The organism is Streptomyces sp. NPDC087440 (assembly GCF_044744005.1).
Taxonomy (GTDB): Bacteria; Actinomycetota; Actinomycetes; order Streptomycetales; family Streptomycetaceae; genus Streptomyces.
Genome location: NZ_JBIUXN010000014.1, coordinates 49,772 through 73,717 on the forward strand (window position 1 = coordinate 49,772; position 23,946 = coordinate 73,717).

Genomic DNA, 23,946 nt, shown 5'->3' on the forward strand with positions numbered 1-23,946 from the left:
TGGGGAACGGCCTTGGGGCGTCGGCTCGTACCGCTCACGCTGGACAACCTTGCGGATCTCCCCCGGCGGTGTCGCGGCTGCGTCTTCTGGGAACTCGACCCCGTCCGCGGTGAAGCGGCAATAGCGGAGGGCCGGGCCGAACGGGAGAAGGAGGCCTGGATCTCCGCCGTGCTCCTGGAGTGGGGGTCCTGCGGCCGGGTCGTCTACGTGGACGAGGTCCCGGTGGGCTTCGTGCTGTACGCACCGCCGGCGTACGTGCCCCGGGCCACGGCGTTCCCCACGAGTCCGGTGTCGCCGGACGCCGTGCAGCTGATGACGTCCCTGATCGTGCCCGGTTACCAGGGGCAGGGGCTGGGGCGGGTGATGGTGCAGACCGTGGCGAAGGACCTGCTGGGGCGCGGCTTCAAGGCGATCGAGGCGTTCGGCGATGCCCGGTGGAAGGAGCCCGGCTGTCTGCTGCCCGCGGAACATCTGCTGTCGGTCGGGTTCAAGACGGTCCGCCCGCATCCCACGCATCCCCGGCTCCGGCTGGAGCTGCGGACGGCGCTCTCCTGGAAGGAAGACGTGGAGCTGGCGCTGGACAAGCTGCTGGGCGTCGTGCAGAAGGACCCGGTGCTGCGGCCGCTGTAGCGGATCGGCGTGCTGCGGCTCCTGCGGCGGAAAAGCACTGAGGCCCACCCCTGACGGGAGCGGGCCTCAGTGTTTCACGTGAAACAACGGCGGTGATTACTCGCCGATGAACGGGTCCAGGTCGCGGACGATCGCGGCCTTCGGCTTGGCGCCGACGATCGTCTTGGCGACCTCGCCGTTCTGGTAGACGTTCAGCGTCGGGATGGACATGACGCCGTACTTGGCAGCGGTGGCCGGGTTCTCGTCAATGTTGAGCTTGACGACCTCGATCTTGTCGCCGTGCTCGGCGGCGATGGCCTCCAGGGACGGGGCGATCTGGCGGCACGGACCGCACCAGGCGGCCCAGAAGTCGACGAGGACGGGCTTGTCGCTCTTGAGGACGATCTCGTCGAAGGAGTCGTCGGTCACGTTCTTCAGGTCGCCGGCCACGGCGGCCTCCTTCACTTCTCAGGGGTGTGGGGTGGGGGTGGGGTTCAGGCGGCGGGGGTCTTCTCGGGCTCGGCCACCTTCTCGCTGTCGGCGAGCGACGCGAGGTAGCGCTCCGCGTCGAGCGCGGCGGAGCAGCCGGTGCCCGCGGCCGTGATGGCCTGCCGGTAGGTGTGGTCGACGACGTCACCGGCGGCGAAGACACCGGCGAGGTTGGTGCGGGTCGAGGGGGCTTCGACCTTCACGTAGCCCTCGTCGTCCAGCTCGACCTGGCCCTTGAAGAGCTCGCTGCGCGGGTCGTGGCCGACGGCGATGAACAGGCCGGTCACGTCGAGCGGAGCGGTCTCGCCGGTCTTGGTGCTGCGCAGCGTGATCCCGGAGAGCTTCTGGTCGCCTTCGAGGGAAGCGGTCTCGCTGTCCCAGGCGAACTTGATCTTCGGGTCGGCGAAGGCGCGCTCCTGCATCGCCTTGGAGGCGCGCAGGGTGTCACGGCGGTGGACGATGGTGACGGACTTCGCGAAGCGGGAGAGGAACGTGGCCTCCTCCATCGCGGTGTCGCCGCCGCCGACCACGGCGATGTCGTGGTCCTTGAAGAAGAAGCCGTCGCAGGTGGCGCACCAGGAGACGCCGCGTCCGGAGAGGGCGTCCTCCTGGGGCAGGCCCAGCTTGCGGTGCTGCGAACCGGTGGAGATGATCACTGCCTTGGCGCGGTGCACGGTGCCGGCGGTGTCGGTGACCGTCTTGATGTCGCCGGTGAGGTCCACCGAGACGATGTCGTCGGGGATCAGCTCGGCGCCGAAGCGCTCGGCCTGGGCGCGCATGTTGTCCATCAGGTCCGGGCCCATGATGCCGTCACGGAAGCCGGGGAAGTTCTCGACCTCGGTGGTGTTCATCAGCGCACCGCCGGCGGTGACGGCGCCTTCGAACACCAGCGGCTTCAGCGACGCGCGCGCGGTGTACAGCGCGGCGGTGTAGCCGGCCGGCCCGGAGCCAATGATGATCACATTACGGACGTCGCTCACGGGTTTCTTCCTCGTCTCTGCAGACTGCCTACTGCCAACCGGGGCCCGGTCTGAACCTTCCACCCCACCCAACGGATACTACGGGGCTGGCATTCCCGAGACGGCCGAGCGGCTTTGGCGCGAGTGTCAGCGGCGGGGGTAGGCGTTCGTGAGCAGCAGTTCGCCCTTGCCGGTGGGCGTCGTCCCGACACAGGTCGCATCCACGACGTACGCCTGGACCTGCGCAGGGTCGGACGTGTGCGGCAGCACGAGCAGGAAGGCCTGCTTGCCCTCGTAGACACCCTGCTTGCTCGCGATCGGGCTCTCGGTCCTGCCGGTGCCCTGCCGTACGCAGGCGGGGACCGGCTCCTTGGCAAGAGGTACGTCCTGGGCGCCGACCGACGGGGCGTTCTTGTCGCCCCGCAGGTACTTCGGGGCGTCCAGCAGCGTGTCCACCTGTGTCGCCAGGGGGGCACCCGCGAACTGCGGGCTCTGTGCGGCCTTCGTGGTGCTCTGCTTGTCCGTGCTCACGCCACCCGTCGAGAGGTTCTGGACGAGCAGGGCGCCGAGGCCCAGGGCTGCGGCTCCCAGCACGGCGCTCCACACCGCGCGGTGACGCGGCCTGCGCGAGGAGGAACGTCCCGGGCCGGTCGTTCCACGGGAGTGCCCGGCCGGGCGGTCGGCGAGCGGCCGGGCGGGAGCCTGCGATGTTTCACGTGAAACATCGGCCGACACGTCGGCGGTCGTCCCGGGCGTCGTGGAGTCCAGCAGTGCTTCGGCGGCGAGTGCGGCGTCGATCCGTCCGGCGATGTCGGCGGGCATCCGCTGCGGCCCGGGCAGGGTGCCGAGCAGTCCGCGGATCTCCTCCAGGGACAGCTGGACGTCGGCGCACAGGCCGCAGCCGTCGACGTGACGGCGTACGTCCTGGGTGCGGGACGGCGACAGCAGCCCCTCCGTGAGATCGGAGATCTCCGCGACATCCGGGTGCTGAGCCGTTCCGGTCGTCGATGTCACGCGCGCCCACCTCCGCCCTTCACAGCGGCAGGACCGTTCGGCCCTGCGTCCCTCGGTTCCGTTGCCGGTGGGACGGATGTCCCCGGCCTCCGGTTCCTTCCCCCTCCGAGGTCTTCGCTACCCCCGGTGCCGGTGCGCAGATGAGTGAGGAGCGGGAGAAGCCGGGCCCGACCGCGTGCGCAGCGGCTTTTCACCGTTCCGGTGGGTACGTCGAGGACGCGCGCGGCCTCTGCCACCGGGTATCCCTGCATGTCGACGAGGACGAGTGCGGCCCGCTGTTCGGCGGGGAGGGTGCGCAGGGCGGCCAGGAGTTCGCGGTGCAGGTCCTGGCGTTCGGCGGGGGCCTCGGCGGACTCGTGGGGCTCCAGGAGCTGGTCGAGCCGGTCGGTGTCGTCCACGGGGGAGGTCTTGCGGGAGGCGGCCTTGCGGGCGCGGTCCAGGCAGGCGTTCACCGTTATTCGGTGCAGCCACGTGGTGACGGCGGACTGGCCGCGGAAGGTGTGGGCGGCCCGGTAGGCGGAGACCAGGGCGTCCTGCACCGCGTCGGCGGCCTCCTCGCGGTCGCCCAGCGTGCGCAGGGCCACCGCCCAGAGCCGGTCGCGGTGGCGGCGTACGAGTTCACCGAAGGCGTCGGGGTCTCCTCCGACGTGCTGGGCCAGGAGTTCCTGGTCGTCGGCATCGCGCAGTGTGACCTCGTCCAACGGTGAGCCCCCTTCCCCCCGGCGGCTGAGTCAGCCTGTGAACTTCACATCGGTTATGGCCTGCTTGTACCCCGCGTCGCTGTACTGATCGTAGGGAGCCTGCGGCATGGCCGTGATCCACACAAGTACGTACCGGGTCTTCACAGGAGACTTTGCCCGCAGAGCGGCCGTCGTGCCCTCGGTTTCGGTATCTGCGAACTTCTTCATCGACTCGAGAGGTGTCGACGAGGAGAGGGATTTCGCGGCGTACAGGGAGATGGCGGTCTTGCTGCCGCTGTAGTTGAGCTGTATCGACGCGGTCGACACGTCCTTGGTCGCGCCGAGGTCGTAGACGATGCCGACGCCCTGCTTGAACGGGGCGAGCACCGGCCCGCCCTTGAAGGAGTAGGAGCGCCAGTACGTGGAGCTGTCGCCGTCGTACGTCTTGCCGACGTCCTCGGGGTGCTGCGCCTTGCCGTCCGGGTAGTACTCCTGGGCGCCCTTGATGGCGAGCGGTCCTACGGGCTTGGGCTTCTCGTTGCCGCCGTGGTTGGTGGAGATTTCCGGTGGATCGCCCGAGTTCTTGCGGTCCAGGAGGGTGTCGGCGAGCTGCCAGCTGCCCAGGCCGAGAGCGGCGATGAGGAGCGAGGCCACCCCCCACTTCAGGGCCCGTCCGGTACGGCTCTGGAGCGGGCGCGGCGGCACCGGTACGGGTTGCGTCGCCGAGGGAGGGCCCGGCTGCTGACGCCCGTAGGCGCCCTGCTGGTAGGTGGTGCGCTGGTAGTCGGGGCGCGGGGTGAAGGCGGGCTCCGGCGGGCGGACGCGGGGCATCGCCGCGACCGCCTTGGCCAGCTCGTCGGGGGTCGTGCAGGGCGGTTCCTGCCGGGAGGCGGTCGCGCCGTCGTTGGCCAGGGCCCGCATGGCGAGCTCGGACAGGCCCCGGTGGACGCCCGCCCGTACCTGGTCGGGGGCGATCAGCCCGATGCCCTTGGGGAGCCCGGTGAGGCCGTAGGCGTCGCTCTCGTACGGCCAGCGCTGGGTCAGCGAGGCGTACAGCAGGGCGCCGATGGCCTCGGTGTCGGTGAGCTGCGGGCGCTCGGAGGTGATGCCGCGCAGGGCGGCGCTCACCGCGAGGCCGCGGATGCGGTACTGGCCGGTGGAGGTGCGCAGGACGGCGTTCGGGGTGAGCTGGAGGTGGGCCAGGCCCTCGCGATGGGCGGCGGCCATGGCCTGGGAGACCTGGCTGACCAGCTGGTACGCGTCGTGCGGCTCCAGCGGGCCGGAGGCGAGGATGGCGGTCAGCTCGGTGGCGTCGGGCAGCCACTCGTGGACGACGTAGACGAGGTCGTTCTCCTCGACGGCGTCCAGGACCTGGACGAAGCGGGGGTCGCCCAGCAGTGCGGAGGAGCGGGCGGCGGCGAGCACCGAACGGGCCCGGGCGTGGTCCGCGGGCAGCAGGTGGACCCCGACGGCGCGGCGCAGCTTTTCGTCGACGGCGCGCCAGCTGCTGAAGCCGTCGAGCCGGGTGAGGCATTCCTCCAGGCGGTAGCGTCTGGCCAGCTTGTGGCCGCTGTGCAGTTCGGGCGCGACGATCGGGGACTCCGTGCCCTTCTTCGTGCCGGGCTCGTCCTGCGTGCTCATCTCCGGTGTGTCCTGGCCTTCCGCCACCCCGTCGGCCGTGGCTCCGTCCGCACAGGCGGTGGTCGGTCCTTCTCCGCCGGGGGCGGGAGTGGGACCGTCACCGCTGTTGTCGGCCACGTCGACGGCAGCCGTGCTACGTTCCGCCACCGTCGTTCCTGCCTCCCCATTCGTTGCGCGCTGCTGTGCAGCCCTGTCAATTGTGCCCACAGTCCGCCGCTGCGCACGACATGCGGCGGCGGACGAGGGCGGTGCGGACGCTGTGCCGGCTCAGCGTCCGAGGCGTCCGCGGACCATGCCGACCAGGGCGTTCAGTTCCGCGATGCGCATCTTCTTCGCCGCGACGAAGAAGACCCCGAGCAGGACCGCACCGCCGACGACCAGCGCCGCGATCGAACCGAAGACCCCCTGGCCGAGGGCCTGGGAGAGCGCGTACCCCACTCCACCGGCAAGCATGGCTGCGGGAATCGAGGCAATCGCGAGACGTGCGTACGTACGGAGGACGTTCGCGCCGTCCAGGTCGCCGCCCAGCCGCTTGCGCAGCCGCTGCCAGGCGATGCCGACACCGATGGCGTAGGCGAGTCCGTACGCGGCCGCCATCCCGGTGACGGCCCAGCGGTCGGGCAGCAGGAGGTAGCACAGCGCCGAGGCTCCGGCGTTGACGGCGGCGACGATGACCGTGTTGTAGAAGGGCGTGCGGGTGTCCTCGTACGCGTAGAAGGCGCGCAGGACGACGTACTGCACGGAGTAGGGGATCAGGCCGAGACCGAAGGCCATCAGCATGTAGCCCATGTTCGTGGCGGCGGTGACGCCCGAGGAGCCGAAGATCAGGGTGCAGATCGGCACGCCGAGGGAGAGGAAGGCGAAGGCGATCGGGACGATGGCGACGGCGGTGGTGCGCAGGCCCTGCGAGATGTCGTCGCGGACGGCGCCGGCGTCGTTCTCGTTGGCCGAGCGGGAGAGCCTCGGCAGCAGGGCGGCCATCAGGGAGACGGTGATGATGGCCTGCGGGAGACCCCAGATCAGCTGGGCGTTGGCGTAGGCCGCGAAGCCGATGCCCTCGCCGTGCTTGCCGACGGCGGCGGTGGCGAGCTGGATGACGACGACCGCGCCGACCTGGTTGGCGAGGACGAACAGGATCGTCCACTTGGCCAGCTTGGCCGCCTTGCCGAGGCCCTGGCCCTTCCAGTCGAAGCGCGGACGCAGCTTGAAGCCGGTCTCGCGCAGGTAGGGGATCATCGCCAGGGCCTGCACGACCAGGCCCAGCAGGACGCCGACGCCCAGCAGGCGCTCGCCCTCCGGCGGGATGGTCGAGACGGTCATCCCGGAGCTCGCCGAGGTGCCGTACACCCAGATGAACATGCCGAGGGTGGCGATGATGACGATGTTGTTGAGGACCGGCGTCCACATCATCGCGCCGAACTTGCCGCGCGTGTTGAGGATCTGGCCCATCACCACGTGGACGCCCATGAAGAAGATCGTGGGCAGGAAGTAGCGCAGCAGGGTCACCGCGACGTCGTTGGACTCCGGGTTGCTGGAGATCGGCACCGACAGGAAGCGCACCAGCAGCGGCGCGAAGACCATCGCGAGGGCGGTGAGCGCGCCGAGGGCGACCGTGACCAGGGTGAGCAGGCGGTTGGCGTACGCCTCGCCGCCGTCCGCGTCGTCCTTCATGGCGCGCACCAGCTGCGGTACGAAGACCGAGTTGAGGCCGCCGCCGACGGTGAGGATGTAGATCATCGTCGGCAGCTGGTAGGCGACCTGGAAGGTGTCGCCGAGCAGGCCCGCGCCGAGCGCGGCGATGATCAGCGCGGAGCGGATGAAGCCGGTGAGGCGGGAGACCATGGTGCCCATGGCCATGACGGCGCTGGACTTCATGAGGCCCGCCGCGCGGCCCGCGGGCTTCTTCGGCGCGGCAGGCGCGGCGGCCTGCGGTTCCGGGGTCGCGGGGGCGGGGATTCCGGGGGTCTGCTGGTCGCGGTAGAGGTGCGCGAAGGCGTCCTTCTCCGGCTGTTCCTCCTGGCTGGCCCGGGTCACCAGGTCGTCGACGCCGGTGAACTGCACGGTGCGCGCGTCGTCCCCGTACGGCAGGTGGCGGGACGGGCCGTCCGGCTCCGGCGGCGGGGTCTGCGCCCACACCCGGGGGTCGGGGGCGTGCTGGGGTGCGGCCGGCTGCTGGTAGAGCGGCGGGGTGTCCGGGTAGGTGCCGGGCGGCGGCGGGGGGTGCGCGGCGCGGTCGTAGAGCGCCTCGGTCACCGGGTCCTGCGCGGAGAGGTCCTGCGACCGGTACGGGTCGTGGTCGTACGCGGAGCGGAGGTACGGGTCGTCCGGGGCATCCGGTGCGGGCTGCTGCGGCGGGGCGTGGCCCGCCGCATCGCCGCCCGCGCGCTGGCCGCGGTCACCGTCGTACGGCGCGTTCATTGCAACCCCACCTCATCGTCCCCGGCCGACGGCCACGACATCACGACATCGCTCAACGGTCCACTTTCTCACCCGTGGCCTTGGGCTCCCCGCTTTCCGGACCGGTGTCCGTGGGCGGGTCACTCGGCTGCTCGGGGTCCTCTGTCTGTTCCGTGCCGTCCTCGGGGGCATCGCCCCGGGCAGCCGCGCGCTTGCGCTGCGAGTACATCTTGATTCCGGCGAGCACCAGCAGGAGCACACCTCCGGCGATCACGAGCATGATCGTGGGGGTGACCTCGTTGACCTTGACCGTGAACTCCATCGGGAGGCCGTACGGGGTGTTGTCCTCGGTGAACAGCTGCGCGACGACCAGGACCTTGCCGTTGGCGTTGGCGGTCGTGGGGATCTTCACGGACTGGCTGTGCCCGCCGCGGACCTTGATCGGCACATTGGTCTCCGCCTGACCCTCGCCCTCGCCCAGCTTGAGCCGGGTCGGCATGGTCGAGCGGAGGCGCAGCACCAGGTGGTCGACGTCCTGCACCAGCTTGTTCTGCACCGTCACCGGGATCGTCGCGCTGCGCCCCGAAAGGGTCGCCGTGGACTTCTCGATCAGGTTGACTTCTTTGGTGAGGGCCAGCAGATAGTTCTGGACGTCCGCCCGGTAGGCGTCCGCCGCGGTGTCCTTGCCGCGCCAGGAGGTCGACATCTCGCGGTTTATGGCGTTGCCGAACGGGGTGACCACCCGCTCCGGGCGGGTCAGGACCACCTTGAACTGGTCCAGCCTGTGCTGGGTGGCCTTGATGGTCTCGAAGGCGGAGGTCGGGAGCTCCCGGTCGCGCAGCTTGTTCGGGTACGACGCGTAGCCGGGCACCTGGGTGGTGGCGGCGGGGTCCGGCTTGACCTTGGCCGCCGCCTCCAGGTCGAGCGGCTGGGTCCAGCGTCCGGCGCTCAGGGCGCGCAGGGCGGAGGCCATCGTCTGGACCTGGGTGACGCTGGGCATGCGCTGGGGGGCGACGACGATGCTGCGCTGCTTGTCCTCGTCCTGGAGGGTCAGTGCCAGCGTCTGGGCGAGGAACTGCTGGACGGCGAGCGTCGAGTTCTCCGCCGTGGACATGTCGCCCTGGAAGGCCGTGGAGAGCCGGGCGTCGGCGACCACGGCGGTGCGTCCCGCGCCGATGGGGCGGGCGGCGGTCGGCGTGTAGAGGAGTTTGCCCCGCTCGCGCAGGCTGTCACTGCGGGCGATCACGTTGTGGGCGCCTGCCGAGGTGGCCGCGTTGACGATCGCCGGGTCGACGGCTCCGTCCACCGGCCAGGCGAAGTCGGTGGACGGCTTGACGTGCAGGATCGAGTCGACGGTGATCGCGGCGGCCTCGGTGGCCCGCTGGAGCTGGTTGAGGGAGCCGGGCACCTTCTTGCCGCGGTGGGCGAGCGAGGCCAGATCGGGGTCGGCGAAGGGCAGCGCCACCACCTTCTGGTCCTTCACCGCCTTCTCCAGCGCGTTCAGCCAGTTCTTGGCGACGTTCCGGTTCTCCGCCGTGCCGGGGACCTTGGTGCCGGTGTCCTTGTCCTGGACCGTGTAGCCCTTCACCATCGCTTCGACGGTGGCGAGCAGGTCGGGGTCGATCACCCAGGTCACGGGCAGTTCGTCGCCCAGCGAGACGAGCTGCTCCAGCCGCCCGCCCGGGGCGAGCTCCTTGGCGAGGCCGTCGTTCTCGAAGACGGGGGTCTGCTGCTCGTCGGAGCCGGTCTCGGCGGACAGCCGGGTCGTGGAGATCAACGGCCACAGGTAGGTGAACTGCGTCTTCTTCTTCACCTGGTCGCTCTGCCACGGGAGGAAGGTGCGCTCGACGCCCAGGACCTGCTCGGTGCCGTTCCCCTTGGTCTTCCCGGAGAGCGTCACACCCAGCTGGTACACGCCGGGGTCGTCGAGGTCCAGTTTGTCGACCGGGACGGCCAGGCTGAAGTCCGTGCTTATGCCCGGTGCCAGTTCGGGGACCTTGACGGCGTACGACTTCAGCTCTTCGGGTTCCGTGCCCTCGGTGAAGCCGGTGCGGTCCGCCGCGGTGTCGAGCTGGGTGCGGCCGGAGAGCCTGGTGCCGACGCGCAGGCCGAGGTGGGCTTCGGTGACAGGGGTGCGGCCGGTGTTGGTGACCGTGCCGGAGAGGGTGACGGTGTCGCCCTTCACCGGTGCCGAGGGCGTCACCGCGTTGAGTGCCACGTCCACGGTGCGTGACCCCGTGGCGTCCTCCGCTGCGTAGGCGGCCGGTGCGGGCGTCAGTTGCGTCATACCGACCAGGAAGGGTGCCCCGACCAGCAGGGATGCCGTGCGCAGGGCCCATCGGCGGGCAGGAGAAGGAGTCATCCCCTGAAAGTCTGCCGCCTCGGCCACGCGCTCGCCCGTCCCTCTTCGTTGGCTGCCGTTGATGGTTGTCCGGTTGCTGCGTCCACGCATGGTAACGATGCGCGCGGCGTCGAAGTGCCGCGGACTGCGCCACGTGATCGCATGAGTCTCTCAGGGCCGCGGAAAACGATGACACTCCGCCCGGCGGGGGCACGTACCCTTTTCTGTTGTGCCGAACGCCAACGAAGACCACTCCAGCGCCCTGAGCCAGGTGCAGCGCCGCGCAGTCAGCGAACTGCTGCGGGTCTCACCCGTCGCCGACGACCTCGCCCGCCGTTTCCAGGAGGCGGGCTTCCGCCTCGCCCTGGTCGGGGGATCGGTGAGGGACGCGCTCCTGGGCCGGCTCGGCAACGACCTGGACTTCACCACCGATGCCCGGCCCGAGGACGTACTGAAGATCGTCCGGCCGTGGGCGGACGCCGTGTGGGAGGTCGGGATCGCCTTCGGGACGGTCGGCTGCCAGAAGGACGGCTACCTGGTGGAGGTCACCACGTACCGCTCCGAGGCGTACGACAGGACCTCGCGCAAGCCCGAGGTGTCCTACGGCGACTCCATCGAGGAGGACCTCGTCCGCCGCGACTTCACCGTGAACGCGATGGCCGTCGCGCTCCCGGAGAAGGAGTTCGTCGACCCGCACGGTGGCCTGGAGGACCTCTCGGCGAAGGTGCTGCGCACGCCCGGCACCCCGGAGGACTCCTTCTCCGACGATCCGCTGCGGATGCTGCGCGCCGCCCGCTTCGCCGCCCAGCTGGACTTCGAGGTCGCCCCCGAGGTCGTCGCCGCGATGACCGCGATGTCGGAGCGCATCGAGATCGTCTCCGCCGAGCGGGTGCGTGACGAGCTCAACAAGCTGCTGCTCTCCGCGCACCCCGCCAAGGGCCTCTCGCTGCTGGTCGACACCGGGCTGGCGGCGCACGTGCTGCCCGAGCTGCCCGCGCTGCGCCTGGAGAGCGATGAGCACCACCGGCACAAGGACGTCTACGAGCACTCCCTGATCGTTCTCCAGCAGGCCATCGACCTGGAGGAGGACGGCCCGGACCTCACCCTGCGGCTGGCCGCGCTGCTGCACGACATCGGCAAGCCGCGCACGCGCCGCTTCGAGAAGGACGGCCGGGTCTCCTTCCACCACCACGAAGTGGTCGGCGCGAAGATGGCCAAGAAGCGCATGACCGCGCTGAAGTACTCCAACGACATGATCAAGGACGTGTCGAAGCTGGTGGAGCTGCACCTGCGCTTCCACGGCTACGGCACCGGGGAGTGGACCGACTCGGCCGTCCGACGGTACGTGCGCGACGCGGGCCCGCTCGTGGACCGGCTGCACAAGCTGACCCGCTCGGACTGCACCACCCGCAACAAGCGCAAGGCCACCGCGCTCTCCCGGGCCTACGACGGGCTGGAGGAGCGCATCGCGCAGCTCCAGGAGCAGGAGGAGCTGGACTCGATCCGGCCCGACCTGGACGGCAACCAGATCATGGAGATCCTGGGTATCAGCCCCGGTCCCGCGATCGGTCAGGCCTACAAGTTCCTGCTGGAACTTCGCCTGGAGAACGGCCCGATGGCGCACGAGGACGCGGTGGCCGCACTCAAGGAGTGGTGGGCGCAGCAGGCCTGAGGCGTGAGCGAACGGGCCGATGTTTCACGTGAAACATCGGCCCGTCGTCATGCGTGGCTGCGGATGTTTCACGTGAAACATCGAGCCGTGTGCGGTGGGCTGCCGTGTGGCGGCGTGATGTTTCACGTGAAACATCACGCGCTCTCCGGCTGCCGATTCCAGCGGAACAGGGCCGCCGCCACCCCCGCGTACAGCACTGCGACGCCCAGAACCAGGGCGGCCGAGCGCCCGTCCGCAGGCAGGACCAGGGCTGCTGCCGCTGCCGCGCCGACGAAAGCGACGTTGAACAGCACGTCGTAGAGAGAGAAGACCCGGCCCCGGTAGGCGTCGTCCACGGCGGACTGCACGACCGTGTCGGTGGCGATCTTCGGCCCCTGTGTGATGAGTCCCAGCACGAACGCGCCGATCAGAACCGGTACGGGCGAGAACGGCAGCCACAGCGCCGGTACGAGGACGGCGGCCGACGCGGTGCACACCACCATCCAGCCGTACGGTCCCCACCGCCTCGCCGCCCAGGGAGTGATGACGGCCGCGACGAAGAACCCCGCACCGGAGAGCCCGGCGGCCAGGCCGAGCAGCGCCAGGCCGTCGCTGCCGTCGGAGCGGGCGGGGCCCTCCGTCCAGGCGTACCGGCAGAGCATGAGGACCGTCACCGTCAGCGCGCCGAAGCAGAAACGCAGCACGGTCATGGAGGCCAGGGCGCGGGCGGCGGACCGTTGCGCGGTCAGATGCCGCAGGCCGTCACGGAGTCCGTACGCCGTGGAGGCGAGCGCGGCGCCCAGCCGGGGCTGCCGCAGCTCGGGCTCGGGGCCCAGCAACTCCCGGCTCATGCGCAGCGAGGCCAGCGCCGAGCAGAGGTAGAGCACCGCGCCGAGCAGGACGACCACCGCGTCGGAGTCCGAGCCGAGCAGCCGCACGCCGAAGGCGAGCCCGCCGCCGAGCGTGGCGGCGAGGGTGCCTGCGGTCGGCGAGAGGGAGTTGGCGATGACCAGGCGCTCGGCGTCGACGACCCGGGGCAGGGCGGCCGAGAGCCCGGACAGAACGAAGCGGTTGACGGCGGTGACCGACAGGGCCGAGGCGTAGAAGATCCAGTCCGGGGCGGACCCGACGATCAGCAGGGCGGTGCAGGCGGCCAGCACGGCGCGCAGCACATTGCCGTACAGGAAGACCTGACGGCGGCTCCAGCGGTCGAGGAGTACCCCGGCGAAGGGGCCGACGACGGAGTACGGCAGCAGGAGCACCGCCATGGCGGAGGCGATCGCGGCGGGCGAGGTCTGCTTCTCCGGGGAGAAGACGACGTACGCGGCGAGGGCGACCTGGTAGACGCCGTCCGCGGACTGGGAGAGCAGCCGCACGCTCAGCAGGCGCCGGAAGTCGGGCAGGCGCAGCAGCACGCGCAGATCACGTACGACGGACATGCGAGCAAGAGTCACACATGCGGGACGCGAGGAGGGGCCCCGGGCAGCGACTGCCCGGGGCCCCTCCTCGTGGAAGGCGTCGGCGCTTAGCGCTCGACCTCGCCCTTGATGAACTTCTCGACGTTGTCGTAGGCCTCGTCGTCGAAGTACTGCACCGGCGGGGACTTCATGAAGTACGAGGACGCGGAGAGGATCGGGCCGCCGATGCCGCGGTCCTTGGCGATCTTCGCGGCGCGCACCGCGTCGATGATGACGCCCGCGGAGTTCGGGGAGTCCCACACCTCAAGCTTGTACTCGAGGTTCAGCGGGACGTCGCCGAACGCGCGGCCCTCAAGGCGGACGTAGGCCCACTTGCGGTCGTCCAGCCAGGCCACGTAGTCGGACGGGCCGATGTGGACGTTGTTCTCGCCCAGCTCGCGGTCGCGGATCTGCGAGGTGACGGCCTGCGTCTTGGAGACCTTCTTGGACTCCAGGCGGTCGCGCTCCAGCATGTTCTTGAAGTCCATGTTGCCGCCGACGTTCAGCTGCATGGTGCGCTCCAGGCGCACACCGCGGTCCTCGAAGAGCTTCGCCATGACGCGGTGCGTGATGGTGGCGCCGACCTGCGACTTGATGTCGTCGCCGACGATCGGGACGCCCGCCTCGGTGAACTTGTCCGCCCACTCCTTGGTGCCGGCGATGAAGACCGGGAGGGCGTTGACGAAGGCGACCTTGGCGTCGATGGCGCACTGGGCGTAGAACTTCGCCGCGTCCTCGGAGCCGACCGGGAGGTAGCAGACCAGGACGTCGACCTGGGCGTCCTTCAGGGCCTGGACGACGTCGACCGGCTCCTGCTCCGACTCCTCGATGGTCAGGCGGTAGTACTTGCCCAGGCCGTCGAGGGTGTGGCCGCGCTGGACGGTGACGCCGGTGGGCGGCACGTCGCAGATCTTGATGGTGTTGTTCTCGCTGGCGCCGATGGCGTCCGCGAGGTCCAGTCCGACCTTCTTGGCGTCGACGTCGAAGGCGGCCACGAACTCCACGTCCTTGACGTGGTAGTCGCCGAACTGGACGTGCATCAGACCGGGCACGCGAGCGTCCGGGTCAGCGTCCTTGTAGTACTCGACGCCCTGGACCAGCGACGCAGAGCAGTTGCCCACGCCGACGATGGCTACGCGAACGGAACCCATTGACGGTTGCTCCCTGTGTGTTCTGTACGAGACCTGCGGAGTGCAGGGCCTCAGTTGGCGGTGTCGTCGGGCGTGTCCGGCGGGGTGGTACCCCTGTCCCGGGGCAGGCCGCCCTTGTCACCTGATGTGCGGTTGTCACCGGCGGCACCGGCGTCCTCGGACCGGAGTTGGTCCCGGCCCACGCGCTCGCTCTCGATGAGCTCGTTCAGCCAGCGCACCTCGCGCTCCACGGACTCCATTCCGTGCCGCTGGAGTTCGAGGGTGTAGTCGTCCAGGCGCTCCCGGGTGCGGGCCAGTGAGGCCCGCATCTTCTCCAGGCGCTCCTCCAGACGGCTGCGGCGCCCTTCGAGGACGCGCATCCGCACCTCGCGCTCCGTCTGCCCGAAGAAGGCGAAACGGGCTGCGAAGTGCTCGTCCTCCCAGGAGTCGGGTCCGGTGTGCGAGAGCAGCTCCTCGAAGTGCTCCTTGCCCTCTGCCGTGAGCCGGTAGACGATCTTGGCCCGCCGTCCGGCGAGCGAGGCGGCGAGCGCGTCCTCGGGGGCGCTGCCGGGCTCCTCGATCAACCAGCCGTGCGCGACGAGTGCTTTGAGGCACGGATAGAGCGTGCCGTAGCTGAAGGCACGGAAGACGCCCAGCGAGGTGTTGAGCCTCTTGCGCAGTTCGTATCCGTGCATCGGGGACTCGCGCAGCAGGCCGAGCACGGCGAATTCGAGGATGCCGGAGCGTCTGCTCATCCTTCGCCTCCCTGCCTCTGTTGTGAAGTCCCGCCCGCTGTCCTGCACTTATGCCGAACTTATGCTGGGCCGATGTATCGACTCGATACATCCAGACGATAGAACGGCCATCCGTCCGCGACAAGGCCAGTCATGGTGAACGGCGTCACATCATCAATTCGTGGGAAGCAACTTGCCTGATTTGGGGTGAACATCGGCACTGAGGTGGTTTTGAGCGTGCGTAGTCTGTGCGGCATGCACAACACCGGGAGCCGCGTGACGCAAGGGGGCGTCGTGCTTCCGGGAGTAGCGAGAACGGGCCCGTGGGAAGGCTCGTTCGCATTTCGGGGGGACCGGAACTCAGCTGCCGCTTCCAGGCGAACTCGCCTGCCCGAGGAGTAGTCGTTCGATGAGCGAGCACCGTCGCAAGCCTCCGCAGCCTCAGGGCGGCGGACGTGCCGCGGCCAGGAAAGCCGCCCAGCAACCAACAGGTCGCCGCGCGGCCCCGCCGTCCCACGGTCCTGCCGTCGGGTCGCCGTCTGGTGCGTACGGGCAGGAACGTCCGTACGGAGGAAGGGCCGAGGCCCGCCGTGCCGCCCAGCGGGGCGGCGGCGGTGGCGGCCGGCGTGGAGGTGGAGGCGGTCGGGGTGGCCCTGAGGGCCCCGGCCGTGGGAGAGGCGGCCGGCCGCCGGGGAAGAAGAGGTTCATCGATTACCCGCGGTCCACGAAGTACGGGTGGCAGCGGTTCGTCCCGTCGTGGAAGCAGGTGACGGGGCTGTGCATCGGCTTCGTCGGCGCTGTGATGGCGGCGGGCAGCATCGCGTACGCCATGGTGGACATCCCGGACATCAACAAGGCGGCCAAGGCGCAGAACAACGTCTACTACTACTCGAAGGCCGACGGGTCCAAGGGTGACCAGATGGTTGCGACCGGCGGTGAGATCAACCGCCAGGCGCTGCCGATCGACCAGATCCCCCCGGCGATGCAGAACGCGGTGATCTCCGCGGAGAACAAGACGTTCAAGACGGACCGGGGTGTCGACCCCATGGGCATCGCCCGGGCCGTCTTCAACATGGCGCGCGGTGGCAACACCCAGGGCGGCTCCACGATCACCCAGCAGTACGTCAAGAACTCCCGTCTGAGCCAGGAGCAGACGCTCACTCGAAAGGCCGAGGAACTCTTCATCTCGATGAAGGTCGGCATCGAGGAGGGCAAGGAAACCATCATGGCGGGGTACCTCAACGTCTCGTACTACGGACGTGGTGCCTACGGTCTCCAGGCCGCTGCCCGCGCGTACTACAACAAGGACGCGAAGGACCTCAACCCGGCCGAGTGCGCCTTCCTCGCAGCGGTCCTCAAGGGCGCGACGTACTACGACCCCGCCGGTGCTCCGGAGATCGACCCCCGGGCCACCAAGGAACAGAACACCTACAACGCCAAGAAGCGTTGGGGCTGGATCATGGACGAGATGGTCAAGGACGGTGCGCTGAGCGCTGCGGACCGGGCCAAGTACCGCGAGTTCCCGATGCCTCTCGCGCCGCACAAGAACGCTCAGCTCGGCGGGCAGATCGGCTATCTGGTCGACCTGGCGAAGTCGTACATCCTGAACAACACGGACATCACCGCCGATCAGCTCTCCCAGGGCGGCTACCAGATCCAGACGACCTTCCAGAAGGACAAGGTCCAGGCCCTCACGAAGGCCGTCAAGAAGGTCTACGACAAGAACATCGACGTGAAGAAGCGCCCTGACCTGGACTCCCACGTTCAGTTCGGCGGGGCGTCGGTCAACCCCAAGGACGGCGCGATCGTCGCCATCTACGGCGGCAGCGACGCGACGAAGCACTTCACCAACAACGCCGACCAGACGGGTGCCCAGGTCGGTTCGACGTTCAAGCCCTTCGTTCTCGCAGCGGCGATGGAGTACGGCAAGCGCGACCCCGAGGGGGAGCCGCAGCAGGGCGAGTCCATGCGGACCAAGCTCTCGCCGAAGAGCATCTACAACGGCAAGAACAAGCTGAAGATCAAGAACTACGACGGCACCGTCTGGCGGAACGAGAAGGGCCTGGAGTGGCTCCAGACCAACGACGGTGACGAGTCGTACGGCGACATCGACCTCCGCGAGGCGATGCGGGTGTCGGCCAACTCGCCCTACGTGCAACTGGGCATGGATGTCGGGATCAGCAAGGTTCGGGACATGGCGGTCAACGCCGGGCTGTTGAAGACCAGTCTGGTCGGCAGCGACGTTCCGTCGTTCTCCATCGGCATCTCCGACCCGAGTGCCATTCGGATGGCCGGTGCGTACGCCACGTTCGCGGCCAGCGGGAAGCAGAACGACCCCTACTCCGTCGTCAAGGTGGAGAAGGAGGGTGAGGCCACGTACGAGCGGGACAAGGACCCGAAGGCCAAGGCCGAGCAGAAGATCTCCAGTGCTGTCGCCGACAACGTCACCGAGGTGCTGAAGAACGTCGTCGACAAGGGCACCGGCTCCAACGCCAAGATTCCCGGCCGTGAGATCGCGGGCAAGACGGGAACGACCGACGGCAACAAGTCCGCCTGGTTCGTGGGATACACGCCGCAGCTGTCGACGGCCATCGACATGTACCGCCTGGACGACGACGCGGAGAACAAGAAGCGTGCGTTCCTGAAGATGTTCGGGACCGGCGGCCAGGAGAAGATCCACGGCGCCTCGTTCCCCTCGGACATCTGGCACGACTACATGGTCGACGCGCTCAAGGGCACGGACTCCAAGTCGTTCCCCGTCCCCGAGCCCATCGGTGAGACGGTCTGGGGCGGCGGTGCCAAGAGCCCCGAGCCCACGCCGACCGAGACGGAAGAGGAGAAGCCCTCGGAGACGCCTCCGGCGGAGTCTCCCCCGGCGGAGTCTCCCCCGGCCCAGTCCCCGCCCCCGGAGAAGCCGGGCGGCGACAAGGAGTGCGAGTTCTGGGACTGGGAGTGCAAGCAGAACCAGAACGGCGGCGGTGACAACCAGGGCGGAAACAACACCGGCGGCGAGAACGGCGGCGTCGATCCGGGCCGCCCGCCGGAGGAGACCCAGCCTCCGGGCGGCGACAACGGAGGCAACGGAGGCGGCAACGGAGGCGGCGGCATCTTCGGATGACCCGGCCCCCGGGCCGCCCGGCACCACCCAGGAGGGCCGTCGCACCGAGCAGTACGGTGCGGCGGCCCTCCGCCGTGTCCGGGCTCAGGCCTGTCGGCGGGAGCTGGGCCGTGCATCCGGTGGCGCACAGCCCCGTACGGCAGGATGTCCCGCATGACGAGCGTGCACGAGGACCGGCCCGTACCCCCCACGCGGCAGGACGACGTCGCCTCCGCCGGAAGCGAGCTGATCGGCGGACCCGTCGGGCGGTGGGCGAGACTCGGCGGCAGCAGGCTCACCCCGGTCCGCGTCGTCGCGCTCGTGATGATCGGCATGTTCGCGCTCGGCATGGTGCAGAAACTGCCCTGCTACAACTGGGCCTGGTTCCAGGGCACCAGCTCCCAGTACACGCACGCCTGTTACTCCGACATCCCGCACCTCTTCGTCGGACGCGGCTTCTCCGACGGGCTCATGCCCTACTTCGACCGGCTCTCGGGAGACATGGACTTCCTCGAATACCCGGTGCTGACCGGCCTGTTCATGGAGGTCGCCTCCTGGTTCACCCCGTCCGGCGGGACGATCCAGTACCGGGAGCAGATCTACTGGCTCGTCAACTGCGGGATGCTGATGGTCTGCGCCGTCGTCATCGCGGTCTGCGTGGCCCGCACCCACCGCAGGCGCCCCTGGGACGGCCTTCTCGTCGCCCTCGCGCCCGCCTTCGCGCTCACCGCGACGATCAACTGGGACCTCTTCGCCATCGCGCTCACGGCCGCGGGCATGCTGATGTGGTCACGCGGCAGGTCGCTGATGTTCGGCATCCTCATCGGGCTCGCCACCGCCGCCAAGCTCTATCCCGTACTGCTGCTGGGACCGCTGTTCGTGCTCTGTCTGCGGGCCGGGAGGTGGCGGGAGTTCGGGGCCGCGGTGCTGGGCACGGCGGGCTCGTGGCTGCTCGTGAACCTGCCCGTCATGCTGGCCGCGCCCGAGGGCTGGAAGAAGTTCTACTCCTTCAGCCAGGAGCGCGAGGTCGACTTCGGCTCGTTCTGGCTGATCATCACCCAGAGCACCGGTGTCTCGCTCAAGCACGAGCAGGTCAACACGTACGCCGTCGTGCTGATGGTGCTGGCGTGTGCGGGCATCGCCTGGCTCGCGCTCACGGCCCCACGCCGACCGCGGTTCGCCCAGCTGGCCTTCCTGGTCGTCGCCGCGTTCATCCTGACCAACAAGGTCTATTCGCCGCAGTACGTGCTGTGGCTCATCCCCCTCGCCGCGCTCGCCCTGCCGCGCTGGCGGCACTTCCTGATCTGGCAGGCCTGCGAGGTCATGTACTTCCTGGGGATCTGGATGTACCTCGCGTACACGACCAGCGGCGACAAGCACCAGGGCCTGCCCACCGACGGCTACCACCTGGCGATCCTGCTCCACCTGATCGGCACGTTGTACGTCTGCGCGGTCGTCGTCCGGGACATCCTGCTGCCCGACCGGGACGTGGTCCGTCGGGACGGCTCCGACGACCCTTCCGGGGGTGTGCTGGACCGGGCTCCCGACGTGTTTGCCCTCGGCCGGGCGGCGGCGCCGGACTGGCGCGAGGCACACCAGGTCCAGGGGCCGCGCGTTCAGTGGGGCGTGCCGCAGGGCGGAGTCACCGCCGCCGACTGAGGGTGTGTTTCACGTGAAACGGCCGGTGTTTCACGTGAAACACCGGCCGTCGGCTTCTGCTCAGGGACGTCTTCTGTTCAGGAACGGTGCTGCTCAGGAACGTCGCTGCTCAGGGACGTCGCTGCTCAGGGACGCCTCAGCGGTCGACCATGCGGTCGAACTGCGTGGTCGTGTGGCGCAGATGGGCCACCAACTCGTCGCCCACCTTCGGCTCCGTCGCGTCGGAGGGCACGAACAGGATCGACACCTGCATGTGCGGCGGCTCCGCGAACCAGCGCTGCTTGCCCGCCCACACGAACGGCGAAAGGTTCCGGTTCACCGTCGCCAGGCCGGCCCGGGCCACGCCCTTGGCCCGGGGCATCATGCCGTGCAGCGCCTTCGGGGCCTCCAGGCCCACACCGTGCGAGGTGCCGCCCGCGACGACCACCAGCCAGCCGTCGGAGGCCACTTTCTGCTGCCGGTAGCCGAACCGGTCGCCCTTGGACACCGGCGTCACGTCCAGCACCGAGCCCCGGTACTCCGTCGCCTCGTGGTCGCCCAGCCACAGCCGGGTGCCGATCCGCGCGCGGAACCGGGTCTGCGGGAACTGCTGCTGGAGCCTGGCCTGCTCCTCCGCCTTGAGGTGGCTGACGAACATGGTGTGCAGCGGCAGGCGCGCGGTGCGCAGGCGCTCCATCCACGCGATGACCTCCTCGACGGCGTCCGAGCCGTCCGTGCGGTCCAGCGGCAGGTGCAGCGCGAAGCCCTCCAGACGGACGTCCTCGATCGCGGCGTGCAGCTGAGCGAGCTCGGACTCCTTGACGCCGTGCCGCTTCATCGAGCTCATGCACTCGATGACGACCCGGGCGCCCACCAGGGCGTGCACGCCGTCCACGGACGACACGGAACGGATGACGCGGTCGGGCAGCGGCACCGGCTCCTCGCCCCGCCGGAACGGGGTCAGGACCAGCAGGTCGCCGCTGAACCAGTCCTTGATCCGGGCCGCTTCGTACGTGGTCCCGACGGCGAGGATGTCCGAGCCGAAGCGCGTCACCTCTTCGGCGAGACGCTCGTGCCCGAAGCCGTAGCCGTTGCCCTTGCAGACCGGAACCAGGCCCGGGAACTGCTCGATCACGGACTTCTGGTGCGCCCGCCAGCGCGCGGTGTCGACGGAGAGAGTGAGCGCCATGAGCCGGTCCGGAACCTTTCCTGTTGCTGCGGTGTATCAGAGGTATGAAACGTACGAGGGCCACGCAGGCCCGGACCTCAGCGACCCGGGCGTCGGCGACCCGGACATCAGCGGCGCGACATGTAGACGTCGAGCGCCTTGTGCAGCAGCTTGTTGAGCGGGAAGTCCCACTCGCCGAGGTACTGGGCGGCCTCGCCGCCGGTGCCCACCTTGAACTGGATCAGACCGAAGAGGTGGTCCGTCTCGTCCAGCGAGTCGGAGATGCCACGCAGGTCGTAGACCGAGGCGCCCATCGCATAGGCGTCGCGCAGCATCCGCCACTGCATGGCGTTGGAGGGGCGGACCTCGCGGCCGATGTTGTCGGAGGCGCCGTAGGAGTACCAGACGTGCCCGCCGACGACGAGCATCGTCGCCGCGGAGAGGTTCACCCCGTTGTGGCGGGCGAAGTACAGCCGCATCCGGTTGGGGTCCTCGGTGTTGAGGGCCGACCACATGCGCTGGAAGTACGCGAGCGGGCGGGGCCGGAAGTGGTCGCGGACCGCCGTGATCTCGTACAGGCGCTGCCACTCCTCCAGGTCCTGGTAACCGCCCTGGACGACCTCGACGCCGGCCTTCTCGGCCTTCTTGATGTTGCGGCGCCACAGCTGGTTGAAGCCCTTGTGGACGTCCTCCAGCGACCGGTTGGCGAGCGGTACCTGGAAGACGTAGCGGGGCTGTGCGTCGCCGAAGCCGGCACCGTCGTCCTCGCCCTGCTGCCAGCCCATCTTGCGCAGTCGGTCCGCCACTTCGAAGGCGCGCGGCTCGATGTGGGTGGCCTCGACGTCGCGCAGGCGCTTCACGTCCGGGTCCTGGATGCCCGCCTTGATGGCCGCGGCGTTCCAGCGGCGGATGACGACCGGGGGGCCCATCTTCACCGAGAAGGCGCCCTGCTGCTTGAGGTGCGCCAGCATCGGCTGGAGCCAGTCGTCCAGGTTCGGGGCGTACCAGTTGATGACCGGGCCCTCGGGGAGGTACGCCAAGTACCGCTTGATCTTGGGAAGTTGGCGGTACAGCACCAGGCCGACGCCGACCAGTTCACCGGTCCGTTCGTCGAACCAGCCCAGGCTCTCCGAGCGCCACTCCGCCTTCACGTCGGCCCACGCCGGGACCTGCATGTGGCTTGCCGCGGGCAGGTTCTGGATGTACGCCAGATGCTGCTCTCGGGGGATGGTCCGAAGGGTCAGGCTCGTCATGCGGGGCGCTCCTCGGCAGGTGTGTCCCCATGGGGTCAGGGGCTCCGGCTCTCGCGCCGAAGCCTACTGGGCCGATGGAGCGCCCCGTCCGGCCCTGCCTGGCCGAATTGCCGCCGGGCTCAGCCCAGTACGCCGCCGAAGAGCCCGCCGTGCGCCATCCCCAGGAAGAAACCGAGCGCGGAGGCACCCAGGCCGAGGATCAGGACGAACCGCTCGCGGGTGGTCGCGGAGACGTACATGCCGTAGCCGCCGGTGATGATGCCCACCAGTCCGGCCCACGAGGACAGCAGATGGAGGTGGTGGAACATCGCCGTCACCAGCGCCAGCACGCCCAGGACGAGAGTGATGCCCATGAGGGTGTCCTGGAGCGGATGGGGTTTGCCGTCGGTGGCGAAGAGGGAGACGGACGAGTTGCGTCGCATTGCCTGTGCCATGAGGCACCTCCTGGCAGGAAGGCGGCGCACTGTAGCGCCGCTCACACCCGATGTGTACAGATTGCGGCCTTCCGGGGCCCGATTTCAACCGGAAGCCTCTCTACGGGTACTCTGGACGGTCTGCACCGGTGTCACCCCTGCCCGAAACGTCTCCGTGGGTTCTTTCCCGCGGGATTGTCAGAGGCAGCCGATACCGTTGCGTACGCATCACGACCCTCCTGCCACGGAACGACCGTGGCCGCTGAGTCCAAAGGAGGTGGGTTCCACATGCGTCACTACGAAGTGATGGTCATCCTCGACCCCGATCTGGAGGAGCGCGCTGTCGCCCCCCTGATCGAGAACTTCCTCTCCGTCGTCCGTGAGGGCAACGGAAAGGTCGAGAAGGTCGACACCTGGGGCCGTCGTCGTCTGTCCTACGAGATCAAGAAGAAGCCCGAGGGCATCTACTCGGTCATCGACCTGCAGGCCGAGCCTGCGGTCGTCAAGGAGCTCGACCGACAGATGAACCTGAACGAGTCGGTCCTCCGGACCAAGGTCCTCCGCCCCGAGACCCACTGAACTTCGGTTCAGCGGTAATCGGGTTCGAGTAGCACCCACCAGCAGCACCACAGCTTTCCGCAGCAATCCCCGCCGAGAGGTTCACCCATGGCAGGCGAGACCGTCATCACGGTCGTCGGCAATCTCGTCGACGACCCCGAGCTGCGCTTCACCCCGTCCGGTGCGGCGGTCGCGAAGTTCCGTGTCGCGTCCACTCCCCGCATCTTCGACAAGCAGACCAATGAGTGGAAGGACGGCGAAGGCCTGTTCCTCACCTGCTCGGTCTGGCGTCAGGCGGCGGAGAACGTCGCGGAGTCGCTCCAGCGAGGCATGCGCGTCATCGTGCAGGGCCGGCTGAAGCAGCGGTCCTACGAGGACCGTGAGGGCATCAAGCGCACGGTCTACGAGCTGGACGTCGAAGAAGTCGGTCCCGCCCTCAAGAGCGCAACGGCCAAGGTCACCAAGACCTCCGGTCGCGGCGGTCAGGGTGGCGGCGGCGGATTCGGCGGCGGCGGCCAGCAGGGTGGCGGCGGCGGCAACTGGGGCGGCGGTTCCGGTGGCGGCCAGCAGGGCGGCGGAGCTCCCTCCGACGACCCCTGGGCCTCCAGCGCGCCGGCCGGTGGGCAGCAGTCGCAGGGCGGGGGTGGCTGGGGCGGAAACTCCGGCAACTCCGGCGGTGGCGGCGGCGGTGGCTACTCGGACGAGCCGCCCTTCTAG

Annotated in this window: 19 protein-coding genes; 6 read left to right on the top strand and 13 right to left on the bottom strand. The window is 69.2% G+C overall.

From position 1 onward, the window contains the following. Positions 1-12: 12 nt before the first annotated feature. A complete protein-coding gene (locus ACIO3O_RS25725; RefSeq protein ID WP_401749667.1) occupies positions 13-630 on the top strand; it encodes a GNAT family N-acetyltransferase in 618 nt (205 codons plus the stop codon). 96 nt (positions 631-726) lie between these two features. Here the strand turns inward: ACIO3O_RS25725 and trxA are convergent, their stop codons facing one another. The 7 genes from trxA to ACIO3O_RS25760 all read right to left on the bottom strand — a co-directional run bounded on the left by trxA (position 727) and on the right by ACIO3O_RS25760 (position 10,178). Further along, the gene (trxA, locus tag ACIO3O_RS25730) at positions 727-1,059 is read right to left on the bottom strand and encodes a thioredoxin (protein WP_189822535.1); all 333 of its coding nucleotides are present in this window, start codon (positions 1,057-1,059) and stop codon (positions 727-729) included. A 44-nt stretch (positions 1,060-1,103) separates the two neighbouring features. Beyond that, positions 1,104-2,078: a thioredoxin-disulfide reductase gene (gene trxB, locus ACIO3O_RS25735; protein WP_401749669.1), complete on the bottom strand. Its 975-nt coding sequence runs from the start codon at positions 2,076-2,078 to the stop codon at positions 1,104-1,106. Positions 2,079-2,204: 126 nt separating this feature from the next. Next, positions 2,205-3,071: a hypothetical protein gene (locus ACIO3O_RS25740; RefSeq protein ID WP_401749671.1), complete on the bottom strand. Its 867-nt coding sequence runs from the start codon at positions 3,069-3,071 to the stop codon at positions 2,205-2,207. Continuing rightward, positions 3,068-3,772: an RNA polymerase sigma factor SigM gene (gene sigM, locus ACIO3O_RS25745; protein WP_189822538.1), complete on the bottom strand. Its 705-nt coding sequence runs from the start codon at positions 3,770-3,772 to the stop codon at positions 3,068-3,070. The genes ACIO3O_RS25740 and sigM overlap by 4 nt, the downstream gene beginning before the upstream one ends. A 30-nt stretch (positions 3,773-3,802) precedes the next feature. Beyond that, complete coding sequence (locus tag ACIO3O_RS25750) at positions 3,803-5,539, bottom strand: protein kinase family protein (protein ID WP_401749673.1); 1,737 nt, start codon at positions 5,537-5,539, stop codon at positions 3,803-3,805. A gap of 120 nt (positions 5,540-5,659) precedes the next feature. Then, positions 5,660-7,810, bottom strand: coding sequence for a murein biosynthesis integral membrane protein MurJ (gene murJ, locus ACIO3O_RS25755; protein WP_401749676.1), 2,151 nt, complete (start codon positions 7,808-7,810; stop codon positions 5,660-5,662). 52 nt (positions 7,811-7,862) lie between these two features. Next, complete coding sequence (locus tag ACIO3O_RS25760; protein WP_401749678.1) at positions 7,863-10,178, bottom strand: DUF6049 family protein; 2,316 nt, start codon at positions 10,176-10,178, stop codon at positions 7,863-7,865. 181 nt (positions 10,179-10,359) lie between these two features. Here ACIO3O_RS25760 and ACIO3O_RS25765 point away from each other — a divergent pair, with 181 nt between their 5' ends. Then, complete coding sequence (locus ACIO3O_RS25765) at positions 10,360-11,802, top strand: CCA tRNA nucleotidyltransferase (RefSeq protein ID WP_401749680.1); 1,443 nt, start codon at positions 10,360-10,362, stop codon at positions 11,800-11,802. Between the two features lie 134 nt (positions 11,803-11,936). Here the strand turns inward: ACIO3O_RS25765 and ACIO3O_RS25770 are convergent, their stop codons facing one another. From ACIO3O_RS25770 to ACIO3O_RS25780, 3 genes are all read right to left on the bottom strand, one after another. Next, positions 11,937-13,220 carry an MFS transporter gene (locus ACIO3O_RS25770; RefSeq protein WP_401749682.1) on the bottom strand — a complete coding sequence of 428 codons (1,284 nt, stop codon included), beginning with the start codon at positions 13,218-13,220 and terminating at the stop codon, positions 11,937-11,939. An 86-nt stretch (positions 13,221-13,306) separates the two neighbouring features. Next, positions 13,307-14,389, bottom strand: coding sequence for an inositol-3-phosphate synthase (locus ACIO3O_RS25775; protein WP_401749684.1), 1,083 nt, complete (start codon positions 14,387-14,389; stop codon positions 13,307-13,309). Positions 14,390-14,439: 50 nt separating this feature from the next. Then, positions 14,440-15,123, bottom strand: a complete 684-nt coding sequence (locus tag ACIO3O_RS25780; protein ID WP_401749686.1) for a helix-turn-helix transcriptional regulator — start codon at positions 15,121-15,123, stop codon at positions 14,440-14,442. Positions 15,124-15,511: 388 nt separating this feature from the next. Between ACIO3O_RS25780 and ACIO3O_RS25785 the strand changes: the two genes are divergently transcribed. Further along, complete coding sequence (locus ACIO3O_RS25785) at positions 15,512-18,220, top strand: transglycosylase domain-containing protein (RefSeq protein ID WP_401749688.1); 2,709 nt, start codon at positions 15,512-15,514, stop codon at positions 18,218-18,220. 153 nt (positions 18,221-18,373) lie between these two features. Then, positions 18,374-19,858: a glycosyltransferase family 87 protein gene (locus ACIO3O_RS25790; protein ID WP_401749690.1), complete on the top strand. Its 1,485-nt coding sequence runs from the start codon at positions 18,374-18,376 to the stop codon at positions 19,856-19,858. Between the two features lie 136 nt (positions 19,859-19,994). Here the strand turns inward: ACIO3O_RS25790 and ACIO3O_RS25795 are convergent, their stop codons facing one another. From ACIO3O_RS25795 to ACIO3O_RS25805, 3 genes are all read right to left on the bottom strand, one after another. Further along, on the bottom strand, positions 19,995-21,026 hold the full coding sequence (locus tag ACIO3O_RS25795) for an alanine racemase (protein ID WP_401749692.1): 1,032 nt from the start codon (positions 21,024-21,026) through the stop codon (positions 19,995-19,997). 107 nt (positions 21,027-21,133) lie between these two features. Next, positions 21,134-22,258, bottom strand: coding sequence for a lipid II:glycine glycyltransferase FemX (locus ACIO3O_RS25800; protein ID WP_401749695.1), 1,125 nt, complete (start codon positions 22,256-22,258; stop codon positions 21,134-21,136). Between the two features lie 119 nt (positions 22,259-22,377). After that, a complete protein-coding gene (locus tag ACIO3O_RS25805) occupies positions 22,378-22,692 on the bottom strand; it encodes a hypothetical protein (protein WP_401749696.1) in 315 nt (104 codons plus the stop codon). A 267-nt stretch (positions 22,693-22,959) separates the two neighbouring features. On the opposite strand from ACIO3O_RS25805, the gene rpsF reads away from it, so the two are divergent. Next, on the top strand, positions 22,960-23,250 hold the full coding sequence (gene rpsF / locus ACIO3O_RS25810; RefSeq protein ID WP_005482942.1) for a 30S ribosomal protein S6: 291 nt from the start codon (positions 22,960-22,962) through the stop codon (positions 23,248-23,250). A gap of 87 nt (positions 23,251-23,337) precedes the next feature. After that, entirely contained in the window at positions 23,338-23,946 is a 609-nt protein-coding gene (locus ACIO3O_RS25815; protein ID WP_401749698.1) for a single-stranded DNA-binding protein, read from the top strand.

What these genes read in the sequence shown, in the direction of transcription:
- ACIO3O_RS25795 (WP_401749692.1), bottom strand. Translation starts at nt 21,026, where the DNA reads ATGGCGCTCACTCTCTCCGTCGACACCGCGCGCTGGCGGGCGCACCAG.
- rpsF (WP_005482942.1), top strand. Translation starts at nt 22,960, where the DNA reads ATGCGTCACTACGAAGTGATGGTCATCCTCGACCCCGATCTGGAGGAG.
- ACIO3O_RS25770 (WP_401749682.1), bottom strand. Translation starts at nt 13,220, where the DNA reads ATGTCCGTCGTACGTGATCTGCGCGTGCTGCTGCGCCTGCCCGACTTC.
- ACIO3O_RS25780 (WP_401749686.1), bottom strand. Translation starts at nt 15,123, where the DNA reads ATGAGCAGACGCTCCGGCATCCTCGAATTCGCCGTGCTCGGCCTGCTG.
- ACIO3O_RS25775 (WP_401749684.1), bottom strand. Translation starts at nt 14,389, where the DNA reads ATGGGTTCCGTTCGCGTAGCCATCGTCGGCGTGGGCAACTGCTCTGCG.
- ACIO3O_RS25800 (WP_401749695.1), bottom strand. Translation starts at nt 22,258, where the DNA reads ATGACGAGCCTGACCCTTCGGACCATCCCCCGAGAGCAGCATCTGGCG.
- ACIO3O_RS25805 (WP_401749696.1), bottom strand. Translation starts at nt 22,692, where the DNA reads ATGGCACAGGCAATGCGACGCAACTCGTCCGTCTCCCTCTTCGCCACC.
- ACIO3O_RS25790 (WP_401749690.1), top strand. Translation starts at nt 18,374, where the DNA reads ATGACGAGCGTGCACGAGGACCGGCCCGTACCCCCCACGCGGCAGGAC.
- ACIO3O_RS25785 (WP_401749688.1), top strand. Translation starts at nt 15,512, where the DNA reads ATGAGCGAGCACCGTCGCAAGCCTCCGCAGCCTCAGGGCGGCGGACGT.
- ACIO3O_RS25815 (WP_401749698.1), top strand. Translation starts at nt 23,338, where the DNA reads ATGGCAGGCGAGACCGTCATCACGGTCGTCGGCAATCTCGTCGACGAC.
- murJ (WP_401749676.1), bottom strand. Translation starts at nt 7,810, where the DNA reads ATGAACGCGCCGTACGACGGTGACCGCGGCCAGCGCGCGGGCGGCGAT.